This is a genomic window from Gracilinema caldarium, from assembly GCF_029265695.1.
Taxonomy (GTDB): domain Bacteria; phylum Spirochaetota; class Spirochaetia; order Treponematales; family Breznakiellaceae; genus Gracilinema; species Gracilinema caldarium_A.
In genome coordinates this window covers 1-9,505 of sequence record NZ_JAJUHW010000068.1, presented here as the reverse complement: position 1 = coordinate 9,505, position 9,505 = coordinate 1, and the positions used below count along the sequence as shown (strand labels likewise).

Annotated in this window: 8 protein-coding genes and 1 rRNA gene; 1 reads left to right on the top strand and 8 read right to left on the bottom strand. The window is 46.8% G+C overall.

The features are described from left to right. Positions 1 to 2 precede the first annotated feature (2 nt). A 5S ribosomal RNA gene (gene rrf, locus Q7P68_RS13475) occupies positions 3 to 118 on the top strand. Positions 119 to 235: 117 nt separating this feature from the next. On the opposite strand, the gene Q7P68_RS14025 is transcribed toward rrf, so the two are convergent. The 8 genes from Q7P68_RS14025 to Q7P68_RS13440 form a co-directional block, all read right to left on the bottom strand. After that, complete coding sequence (locus tag Q7P68_RS14025; RefSeq protein WP_369695328.1) at positions 236 to 484, bottom strand: LapA family protein; 249 nt, start codon at positions 482 to 484, stop codon at positions 236 to 238. Positions 485 to 741: 257 nt separating this feature from the next. Beyond that, positions 742 to 2,292, bottom strand: a complete 1,551-nt coding sequence (malQ, locus tag Q7P68_RS13470; protein ID WP_304226526.1) for a 4-alpha-glucanotransferase — start codon at positions 2,290 to 2,292, stop codon at positions 742 to 744. Positions 2,293 to 2,457: 165 nt separating this feature from the next. Then, positions 2,458 to 3,162 (bottom strand): AAA family ATPase, encoded by a 705-nt coding sequence (locus Q7P68_RS13465; RefSeq protein WP_304226525.1) that lies wholly within the window; start codon positions 3,160 to 3,162, stop codon positions 2,458 to 2,460. Between the two features lie 12 nt (positions 3,163 to 3,174). Beyond that, complete coding sequence (gene fusA / locus Q7P68_RS13460; protein WP_304226523.1) at positions 3,175 to 5,265, bottom strand: elongation factor G; 2,091 nt, start codon at positions 5,263 to 5,265, stop codon at positions 3,175 to 3,177. A 222-nt stretch (positions 5,266 to 5,487) separates the two neighbouring features. Continuing rightward, entirely contained in the window at positions 5,488 to 6,603 is a 1,116-nt protein-coding gene (locus Q7P68_RS13455) for a hypothetical protein (protein WP_304226521.1), read from the bottom strand. A 424-nt stretch (positions 6,604 to 7,027) separates the two neighbouring features. Next, on the bottom strand, positions 7,028 to 7,894 hold the full coding sequence (locus Q7P68_RS13450) for an SPOR domain-containing protein (RefSeq protein WP_304226519.1): 867 nt from the start codon (positions 7,892 to 7,894) through the stop codon (positions 7,028 to 7,030). 2 nt (positions 7,895 to 7,896) lie between these two features. Further along, complete coding sequence (gene coaE, locus Q7P68_RS13445; RefSeq protein ID WP_304226517.1) at positions 7,897 to 8,562, bottom strand: dephospho-CoA kinase; 666 nt, start codon at positions 8,560 to 8,562, stop codon at positions 7,897 to 7,899. A gap of 1 nt (position 8,563) precedes the next feature. Further along, positions 8,564 to 9,505, bottom strand: a 942-nt coding sequence (locus Q7P68_RS13440; RefSeq protein ID WP_304226515.1) for a DNA polymerase, incomplete at its 5' end; no start/stop codon positions are given.

Sequence of the window (9,505 nt, the reverse complement as noted above, 5' to 3'; positions counted from 1 at the left end):
TGCCTGGTGACCATAGTGGAGGTGTTACACCCGTTCCCATTCCGAACACGGAAGTTAAGCCCTCTTACGCCGATGATACTGCCTCTCGAAGGGGTGGGAAAGTAGGTAGTCGCCAGGCTTTTTTTTTATTCCAGCTGCCCTGAAAGGGTAGCTGGAATAAAAATAGGTCTAAGCTAGCTATGCAGTATGCAGATCCCTGGATAACAAAGCAAAACAGAGTAATTGTTTTATATTATTAGTCGGTTTTTTCTTCTGATATATTTTTCTGTATAGCTTCATTCTTAATAGTTTTTTTTATTGATTTTCGAATATATGAGGGCAAAAGAAAGATAACACCAGAGAGAAATCCAAATACGAAGGTGATTAAAAGAACTAAGGATAAGGATCCGTTTACAGTAAAATTTAAAAAGTTAATACTAACAAATGCAGTGTTTTGGCTAGCAAAAATAGTTATCAGTATTAATAAAAGTATAAATATAATCATTTTAACAAGTTTCATTGCAATATCTCCTTGCTAATACTGAATAGCCTAGCACTTCCAAAGAAAAATGCAATAAAAATTAACCAATTTTAAAAGTAGGTTACTATTCTATCGAGTAATGAAACTGATTTTGGGATTGCTTGCGGTTGCATTTTAACCACTGCGCTTAATCGGATATTTATCGGGTATTTTAGGTTAGCTCCTTCAAAACTCAAAAAGTTTTGAAGGAGTTACAATCTAATTAATAGACTTAATAAATCTTATTCTTCGATATTTCTTCCGTACATATATGAAAGATTTTTAAGATATTCCGCGGTTTCCTTAGAATAATGTGAATATTTGCTACGCCACTTCCAATTAATTCCTAATGTAGAAGGGGTGTTCATCCGGGCTTCAGAACCAAGTCCGAGAATATCTTGCATGGGGATAATAGCAAACTCTGAGACAGAAGATATGGCAAGCCTTATAAGTGCCTTGACCATATCATCAGGTTCGTATCCTAGGTATTTGATAATAAATTCTTTTTCTTTCTGTGATGCCTTATCGAGCCAGCCTTTCATGGTATCATTGTCATGGGTACCGGTATATACAACACTGAGGGGAGTATACATATGGGGTAAAAAACCATTCAAGGTGTTAAGGCCCTTACCGCTTTCATTGGCATCAAATGCAAACTGAAGAATTTTCATGCCGGGTAAACCAAAGGAATCCCGTAAATCACGAACTTCTTCGGTAATAAAACCTAGGTCTTCTGCAAGAATTGGAATATCACCCAGTTCTTCTTTTAATTTTTTAAAGAATGCATGGCCTGGAGCTTTTTCCCAGCGACCATGTTCTGCTGTAGGATGCCCGAATGGAATAGCCCAATAGGCTTCGAATCCTCTAAAGTGGTCAACGCGGAGATAGTCGAAGAGCCGCATGTTGCCTTTGATACGTTTAATCCACCAGCTAAATTGTTCTGCTTCGTGGGCTTTCCAGTTATAGAGGGGATTTCCCCAAAGTTGTCCTGTAATACTGAAGTAGTCAGGGGGAACTCCAGCAACCGCAATAGGCTGCCCGTCATCGTTAATTTGGAAAAGATCCCGATTTGCCCAGACATCTACAGAATCGGCAGCTACGAAAATGGGGATATCGCCTATTATGGATATACCTTTTGAATTTGCATACTGTTTTAATTTATACCATTGAGAAAAGAAGAAATATTGAATGACCCGGCGTTCTTCCATAGAAGCCTGGTGCTGTGCATCGTTTAGCCATGCATTAATTGCAGTTTGATCTTTAAGAGCAAGCTCCTTAGGCCAATAGTTGGACCACATCGCACCAAAACGCCCTTCAGCCATTGCTTTTTTATCAAAATGCTCTTTTATATCCATAAAAAGGACATAATCGTCCAGCCACCAAGCTTCTTCCTTTTTAAAACGACTAAAAGCATCAATAGCTGAAGTATTTGTAGAAGCTAAGAATCGTTGCGCCGCACAATGAAGTTTATTGAATTTCCAAGGAATTATCATTCCATAATCAACATCACTTTCTTGAGGGACTGGACAATCTGCTAAATCTTGCTCGGATAAATAACCTTCTGAAACAAGTGCGTCAAGACTAATGAGGAGAGGATTTCCCGCAAAGGTTGAAAATGACGCGTAGGGAGAATCGCCATAACCGGTAGGTCCGAGGGGCAGCACCTGCCATATTTCTTGTCCCGCAAGCGCAAGCCAATCTATAAATGCAAAGGCCTGGGATCCGATATCTCCAATACCATAAGGCCCTGGTAGGCTGGTTGGATGCAATAAAATGCCACTCTTTCGTTGCATAATTCCTCCATTTAACCGGTTTAGTATAGCATGATATTATATAAAATTGCAAGAATGTAAAAAATACTTAAGCAATTTTTTAAGACAAAAAAAGAAGCTGTCCTGTAAAAAAGGACAGCTTCCAATTTACGCATGATTTTTATGCATGATTTGCATTAAGGAATCTTAGACTTCAGCAATTAACAGCGTTTTAGTATCAAGCTTTAAATCCAAATGGGTAGGATTTAAAATGGTTCGGTCCTTCACAACACTGAATTGAACGAAATCTTGTTTGGGTTCCAGCACGATGATAATATCAAGGAGGTCTGAGTAATCCTGAAGAATTTGGGGAATAGCTGCCTTATCCGTTTTGGATTCTTCAGGCAGGATGTTGCAGCTATACCAAATTTCCAGATGCAGTTCCTTTGCAAATTCCTTGACTGCAGCGATTCGTTCCTTGGTAGCCCGTGAGAAATCATAGCCATCGATAATAAGTGCGTCGGCTTTAAAGCCACCGTCTATTATCATTGCCCTGAGGCTTCTTAAAATTTGCTCGCTGGTTACGCCGTCCTGGTTAAAGTTCATCAATACACGATTCTTAACCAAGTCATTTTTTACTTCCAGCGCATGTTCAAGATTCTTCTTTTTGGCAATTTCAGAGAAGATATCTTCATACCAGGCTATGACATAATCTGTATGCTGAGAAAAGGAAACATGGATAACCTTTTTCCCTTGCAGCAATTTATCCAGGGCAATCTGGACAAGGACGGAAGTTTTACCAACACCCTTTCTGGATGCAATAACCCCGATTTCACCCGCCTTGAGCCCTCCGTGAATAGATTTCTCAAACACGCGAACAGGGCTCCGCTGAATAAGTTCTTGCTTAACCATGACCTCTCCTTTCTAGTGTTGTTCCTTCTTCCGCTTCTCTTCAAATTCCTTGATGAGAGCATCGGAGATGCTGGACGGGACCTTCCCGTATTTCTCAAATTCCATGGTAAACTCGGCCTTGCCCTGAGTCAAGGAGCGGAGTACCGTAGAATAACCGAACATCTCGCTGAGCGGCACTTCGGCTTCTACACGGGAATAGGCACCATCCTCTGTGGACGAGGTTATTATACCACGACGTTGGTTAAGTGAGGCAAAAATATTTCCTTGGAATTCGGTAGGTCCTTCCACAGAAACCTTCATAATGGGTTCAAGAATACAGGGCTTGGCTTTTGCATAACCTTCGCGGAAGGCCCCGATAGCCGCAAGCTGGAACGCGATATCCGAAGAGTCGACCGGGTGGGACTGACCATCGTTGATAACACAGCGGACACCCACGATGGGGAAGCCAATGAGGGAGCCTTTTTTAATGGCCTCGCGGAAGCCCTTATCACAGCTGGGAATGTATTCATTGGGAATCGCACCGCCCTTGATGTTGTCCACAAATTCGTAGTCGCCTGATTCAAGGGGTTCCATGTAACCGGCCACACGACCGTACTGTCCGGAACCACCGGTTTGCTTCTTATGAGTATAGTTAAAGTCAGCCCGCTGGGTAATAGTCTCGCGGTAGGCAACCTGGGGCATACCGGTTTCTACTTCACACTTGTATTCCCGTTTCATCCGCTCGATATAAACTTCGAGGTGAAGCTCGCCCATTCCCTTGATAATAGTCTGGTTGGACTCTGGATCCACAAAGGTCTGGAATGTGGGGTCCTCTTTGGTGAAGCGGTTGAGAGCCTTGGCCATCTGGTCTGCGGACTTTTTATCCTTGGGAGTAATGGCAAGGGAGATAACCGGTTCAGGGACGTACATACTGGTCATTGCGTAGTTAATCGAAGGTGAGCAGAAGGTGTCGCCCGATGCACAGTCGATGCCGAAGAGAGCCACAATGTCTCCCGGGAAACCTTCATTAATGTCTTCCATGCTGTTGGCATGCATACGAACGAGGCGGCCAACCTTGAATTTTCGGTGCGCACGGGAGTTGTACAATTCATCACCCTTTTTAATAGATCCTTGGTAAATCCGTACATAAGTAAGCTGTCCGTATTGACCGTCTTCGAGTTTAAAGCCGAGGGCAACGGTGGGCAGATTTTCTTCCGCCTTGAGCTTAACCGGAGCCTCGTTGTTATCCAGGTCAAGGGCAACGTTTTCTACTTCATTAGGATTGGGCAGGTACCGCATGACACCATCAAGGAGCAGCTGCACACCCTTGTTCTTGTACGCAGAACCCATCATGACCGGTACAAACTGTTCGGCAATGGTAGCTTTCCGGATGGTGGCATAGATGAGGTCTTCGGGAATGGTCTCGCCCGCCAAATACAGTTCTGCAAGCTCATCAGAGAACATGGAGAGGGCATCCAGAAGTTCTTCCCGATATTTGGCCGCGTCAGCCTGTAGATGGGCAGGAATTTCGGCATAACGGATCTGGGTTCCCTGGTCTCCATCAAAATAAACAGCCTTTTGGGTAATAAGGTCCACAAGACCTTCGAGTTTGTCTTCGAGCCCTATGGGAATTTGGGTAAGGACCGCATTGAGGCCGAGCTTTTCCCGGAGCTGCATGCGCACCTTAAAGGGATTAGCGCCGGTCCGGTCACATTTGTTTACAAAGGCAATACGGGGAACGTGATATCGCTTGAGCTGGCGGTCAACCGTAATTGACTGGGATTGAACGCCCGCAACGGCACAGAGCACAAGAATAGCTCCGTCGAGAACCCGTAAAGACCGTTCTACTTCGATGGTGAAGTCTACGTGTCCGGGGGTATCGATCAGGTTGATGATATGATCCTTCCACTGAACCTGGGTGGCCGCAGACTGGATGGTAATGCCCCGTTCCCGTTCCAGCTCCATGTGATCCATGGTAGCCCCGACACCGTCTTTTCCGCGTACTTCATGAATGGCATGTATTTTGTTGCAGTAGAACAAAATACGCTCGGAAAGCGTTGTTTTACCAGAATCGATGTGTGCACTGATTCCGATATTCCGCATCTTGGTTATATCGATGCCCATCTCGTATTATACCTCTTGTCCCTAGTATAGCTTCCCGCTCACAGGCGGGTTCGACTCAACGTTCGAATTGTAAACAGCAGCCGTGCAATCCTGTCGTTTTGAGTCCAACCTGGAAGCTGTCCACGGTAATCGTAAGGATGGCTACTATATACTTTCAGCTGGTACAATATAGTAATATTTGCGACAAGTTTCAAGAGGCATACCGAATTGATAGTTTTTATGCTACCGCTGCCAGACTACAGAAATAGCTGCTTTGCAGGAGTTGTTGTTATAGACCGGCACGTCTAAAGAACCTGAAATACGAAGGTTTTCTTGTGTATAGGACACTTTAATGCGAGCATTCCCATAAATGGACTCATTGTACTCTTTTTTCCATCCTGTCTCGGCCTGCAATGTCATTCGATTCATTTGTATATAGCCCTGGACGGAAAGTGAATAGCGGGTTTGGAGAGAGGCCGCCCCAGGCTGAAGACAGGGACTTCCTGAACGCAGCGAAAGCGATCCTGTTTGTTCAAATCCTGCTTTTGATCCTCCTTCTGTAAAGGTTAGGTGTATTGCTCCAAAATAAGGTGTGGCTTCATTCACTTTATACCCAGTTTCCAAGTTAAGTTTGTTCGGTATAAGCCACCAAGAAGGGAACAGCCGGCCCTTGGAAACAGAAAGAGAACCTGCTATTTCCTCTAAATATGTGGGATGCCCTGTATCATTGTTTGCATACATGGTTTCCATATTTAAAATGACTGAACCAAGGTTTCTGTTTTTCATTGAAAGTTCCAGCTTTCCGCGGCTATTGTTATCCTCTGCTGTGCCCCCGCTATCGCGAAAATTCCCTTGAATGCTTTCGGCCCCTCCGGAAAACCGGAATCCCGGTGGTCCAAAAGAGAAAGCTCCCTTGTAATACCAGCCAAGGCCTTCCCATTCGGTCCATGAAATAGCTGTGTCGCCAGCTGCGAGGAAAAGCGGTCCCTTCCAGTTGATGCTGAATGCATAGAGCATGTGCTGTCGAACTGGGACCCAGGGGCTGGAAGAAAACCAGGTATCTGTATGGGTTTCAGGAAGCAAACGGGAGCTCATGAGAGTTTCAAGACCCAGAGACCATTCATCAACCTGATGGATCTGATAACCGAGGGCTGTATTGAGATACTGCATATCTTCTATATGAATCATGCTATACAGCATACTTCGGGGGAATCTGTACAGGGTTACCCATCCGGCGAGGTCATATTTCTGATCTATTGAGGTGCTTCGGTAGAGTTGTGGGGAAGAGATAGCATAGGAAGCAGGAAGCGATAATGTTTTTTCCCAGATATCTTGGAGCCGATTTTCAAGGCCGCTCATTGAAAGAGAACCGTAAAGGATTCGGAGATGCTCTTGTTGAGTGGAAAATTCTAGTCCTATTGTATCGGGATAAAAGGGGTTTTGATGCGTTATTTCATATTTGGTCTCTCCCGGACTTATGGCTAATTGTCCAAACGGCACTGTGTGCGCGGTGTAAAGATGGAACCGAAGGGCGGTGATGTTGTTCAGGATGATATCGTTTTGTTGAAGAACCGAAGGCCCATCCGATCGAGAGATGAGGGATGAATCAGAACGGACTGTAAGCTCTTGTTCGCGAGGATATACTGTGGAGGAGTTATGCTCTTGAGCATATTGATTCTGTCCTTGGGTAGCGAAGAAGATGAGGAGTAAACAAAAGGGCCTGCAACGCATACCGTAAATACGGCAGCATGTACAGGCCCTGCTTTAATTGGCGGTAAAGTCTCTATCGTTTTGTCTGGACGCTGCTGACGTAGCTCTCTGCAAAGCCGTCAATATTTTTTACTAAAGACAGCCAGTACTGGGCTTCTTTCTGGGTTGTATAGGGGCCAATGCGAACCCGGTAATAGGTTTTGCCATTCACGTCTTTTACATCCACCACAGAGCTGATGCCCTTAGCTTTAAGCTGCTCCTTGGCATTTTCGGCTCTTAACTTGGTCGAATATGCTCCGGTTTGCACCCAGTAATCGGTATAGGTTTTCGGTGTACTGGGCTTTGCCGCAGTTTGAGCTGCTGTCGTTCCTGCGCTGGACTTTGCCGGTGCACTCGTTACGGTTTTTGTCTGGTTTATCTGCACCGAAGCAGCAGAGCCGCTCCCCGTTCCCGTGGCCGGTTTTGTCTCTACGGTTTGATTGGTGACCGTACTTGTAACTGTACTCGTACCAACAGGGGCTGTGTCCGACGTTTGCGGCTGCGGTACCTGGATAACAACACTGTTAGGATCTACCGCTGCAGGAGGAAGAGCTCCGCTTGTTTTGCTCGTGACCGTGTTGTCCCCATAGACAATGATTATGTCTCCCCGGGTGGTAGGCGTTCCGGGAGGCGGTGTCTGGATCCCCTGAACAGTTTGAGGATTTTTAACCCATTCGGTAGGATTGACCGTATTGCTGCTGGCACCCTGGCCCTGGGCTGAAGCGGTGGAATCACCCGCCTGAGCTGTTGGGGCTGTTGTATTTGATGTTCCACTCTGAAGGGCCGCTAAGGAACTGGTGCCTTGTTTTTTAGATGAAATGATCCAGATGGCGCCAACAATAAACAGAGTAAGGGCCAGTCCTACGGATATGATAATATATAATACTTGTTTCTTTTCCATGATTACTGCCCAATCCCCTCCCGTCGTAAAATTGCATCGAGTTGGCGTTCCAGATGATACCGGTGCCGCCGGGCACAGATACCGGTAACGCCTCGATTCTTTACAACATAGGTATCGGCATTTTGCTGAAAGTATTGAGCATTGAATTGTGTTTGGCTATTAAATCGCTGTAAAAGGGTTCGTAACGGAAGTCTATCCCGCTGTTTTGCCCGGATAAGTCTGGTGAGCAGCCCTGCCTGAACAATGATAATACAGGAAAGACGTGAAAAAAACGCCGAACGGTGGAGCAGGGCAGCGTTTATGGCGAGAACCGGTTCAGTCCGGCCTGCGATCCAGGTTTCGGTGAGCTGGTTTGCCCGGGGATGGACGATTGCTTCCAGGTCTTTAAGGGCCTGCGGATCTGCAAAGACCCGGGATCCGAGGAGCCTCCGGTTTACCGTTCCTTCTGGAGTGAGTATATCCGCTCCAAAACGGGAAAGGATAGCTTCCTTTTCCTCTTCCAAAGCCCGGTGCCCCAGCTTGTCCACGTCCAGCACGGGGATGCCTCGGGCCTCCAGCAGGCCTGCGACATAGTTTTTCCCTGCGCAATACTGGCCGGTCAGTCCTATAAGTCGCGGTACTCCGCTTTTGTTAGTTTGAGGCCCTATGGTGCCGGTGCGGTCATCCATCTTAGTGGAAATCTCCCCAGCGCTTTCCGGTTTCCACACTGACCCGGAGGGGTACCCTGAGCACAATAGCCTGTTCCATCTCTTCTTGTACAATTTTGGCAGTTTCTTCGGCTGCTGCCTGGGGACACTCTAAAATAAGCTCGTCATGTACCTGGAGGAGCATACGGGCGGGACTCTGCTTTTGCCTGAGCGCCCTATCCAGCCGAATCATTGCCAATTTTACAATATCCGCCGCTGACCCCTGAATGGGCGTATTAATAGCGACCCGTTCTGCCGCTGCCTTTTCGGTCTTATTCCGCGAATTAATGGTCGGAATATACCGGCGCCGGCCGAGAATAGTCTGGGAGTAGCCGGTTCGTTCCGTTTCGCGGATTGTGTCATCAATAAACTTCCTGATACCCTTATAAGTCGTAAAGTACGTATTGATGAACGTCTGGGCGTCGCTGCGGCTTATGCCCAGTTCGTTGGAAAGTCTAAAGGCGCTCATGCCGTACATAACCCCAAAATTGATTGTTTTGGCGATGCGCCGCTGATCCCCCGTTACCTGATCTTCGCTGATGCCGAATATAAGGCTGGCGGTTCTGCGGTGTACATCCTGCCCCTTAATAAAGGCCTCGCAGAGCCCCGGGTCCTGTGAAAGATGGGCCAGAACTACAAGCTCGATCTGGCTGTAGTCGGCAGAAATGAGAACCTGCCCCGGTTCGGCCACAAAGGCCTGCCGGATTCGCCGGCCCTCTTCGTCCCTAATAGGGATGTTCTGCAAATTGGGGTCCCTGCTCGAAAGCCGGCCTGTGGCGGTGCCGGTCTGTACAAAATGGGTACGAAGCCGTCCATCAGCTCCCGCCTGGTCAGCCAGGGTGTCCACATAGGTGGACTTGAGCTTGGCCAGGGTGCGGTAACGCAGAATATGGGCCGGCACCGGGTCTTCCCGGGCCAGTTCTTC

Bases quoted from the DNA above. Each gene is read 5' to 3' on its own strand.
- coaE (WP_304226517.1), bottom strand. From the start codon at position 8,562: ATGGATGACCGCACCGGCACCATAGGGCCTCAAACTAACAAAAGCGGA.
- fusA (WP_304226523.1), bottom strand. From the start codon at position 5,265: ATGGGCATCGATATAACCAAGATGCGGAATATCGGAATCAGTGCACAC.
- Q7P68_RS14025 (WP_369695328.1), bottom strand. From the start codon at position 484: ATGATTATATTTATACTTTTATTAATACTGATAACTATTTTTGCTAGC.
- Q7P68_RS13465 (WP_304226525.1), bottom strand. From the start codon at position 3,162: ATGGTTAAGCAAGAACTTATTCAGCGGAGCCCTGTTCGCGTGTTTGAG.
- malQ (WP_304226526.1), bottom strand. From the start codon at position 2,292: ATGCAACGAAAGAGTGGCATTTTATTGCATCCAACCAGCCTACCAGGG.
- Q7P68_RS13450 (WP_304226519.1), bottom strand. From the start codon at position 7,894: ATGGAAAAGAAACAAGTATTATATATTATCATATCCGTAGGACTGGCC.
- Q7P68_RS13455 (WP_304226521.1), bottom strand. From the start codon at position 6,603: ATGAGCGGCCTTGAAAATCGGCTCCAAGATATCTGGGAAAAAACATTA.